We start from the raw sequence: 992 nt of genomic DNA on the forward strand, positions 1-992 counted from the left end.
GGGTCCGGGGGTCGCCCCCCGGGAAGACACGGCGAGCCCCGGCGAAGTAGAGCGAAGCTCAACAAGCAAGCGGAGCCGCTACGCTCCCGCGATTGGACTCGAACCAATAACCTGCCGGTTAACAGCCGGCTGCTCTGCCGATTGAGCTACGCGGGATTGTGCGTCCGGTGGGGCCTCGGCCCCTGTCGGCGGGTCCAGGTTAGCGCATGTGCGGGGCTGTTCGCGCACGGTTATGGGTTGGGTCGGCGCTGGCGGGTATGGGACGTGGCACGTTTCCACCGGCAGTGGGAGTTCAACATGAAGACTCGCATGATGTTCATGGCAGGCGCCGCGATCGGCTACGTCCTCGGGACGAAGGCGGGGCGTGAGCGGTACGAGCAGATCAAGCAGTTGTCGAGGCAGGGGTGGGAGAACCCCAACGTGCAGGACGCCGCGGGCGTGCTGCGGTCGAAGGGCGAGGAGTTCGCCGGGGCGGCGCGCGACAAGGCGGGCCATCTGAAGGAGCGGGTGCCGGAGCAGGTGCAGGGCCGCAAGGAGGAGCAGCCTCCGGTGTACCCGGGTTAGAGACCGGTCTGGCGGCGCAGGTCTTCGAGGACCTGTTCGGCCTGGGCGCGCAGGCCCGGGTCGGCGGGGTCGAGGCCTGCGTCGAAGACGAACGTCCAGCGCACGTCGCCGCCGGCGGCGGGGCGCCGGCCGGCGATGCGCACCTTGCCGCCGCCGGGCAGTGCCGCGTGGTGGGTGACGGCGATGGTGGACGTGACGCGTTCGCGGACGGTCTCCGGCACGGAGCCCGCGTCGGTGAGCCGGACGTGGTGCTCGGCGCCGGCCGAGGTCTCCTTGACGTGCAGCCAGCCGTCCTTCCAGGTGGCGTGGTCGACGCGTTCCCAGGGGATGCGGGCGAAGCCGCCGGAGGGGGTGGGCACGTGCAGCGCGGTGGTGGTGGCGACCACGTGGGAGCCGCCGCGGGTGGGGGCCGTCGCGAGGGCGCGTTC

2 protein-coding genes and 1 tRNA gene are annotated in these 992 nt (G+C 71.5%); 1 reads left to right on the forward strand and 2 read right to left on the reverse strand.

Annotation, left to right across the window (positions count from 1 at the left end):
• Positions 1 to 83: 83 nt before the first annotated feature.
• Positions 84 to 156 (reverse strand) — tRNA-Asn (locus tag E1293_RS47145).
• A gap of 141 nt (positions 157 to 297) precedes the next feature.
• On the opposite strand from E1293_RS47145, the gene E1293_RS47150 reads away from it, so the two are divergent.
• Positions 298 to 564, forward strand: a complete 267-nt coding sequence (locus E1293_RS47150; protein WP_132206681.1) for a YtxH domain-containing protein — start codon at positions 298 to 300, stop codon at positions 562 to 564.
• On the opposite strand, the gene E1293_RS47155 is transcribed toward E1293_RS47150, so the two are convergent.
• Positions 561 to 992: hypothetical protein (locus E1293_RS47155; RefSeq protein WP_132206683.1), on the reverse strand; the 432-nt coding region annotated here is incomplete at its 5' end. The two genes, E1293_RS47150 and E1293_RS47155, sit on opposite strands and share 4 nt — an antisense overlap.

The sequence above is a fragment of the Actinomadura darangshiensis genome, from assembly GCF_004349235.1.
Lineage (GTDB): Bacteria > Actinomycetota > Actinomycetes > Streptosporangiales > Streptosporangiaceae > Spirillospora > Spirillospora darangshiensis.

What these genes read in the sequence shown, in the direction of transcription:
- E1293_RS47150 (WP_132206681.1), top strand. Translation starts at nt 298, where the DNA reads ATGAAGACTCGCATGATGTTCATGGCAGGCGCCGCGATCGGCTACGTC.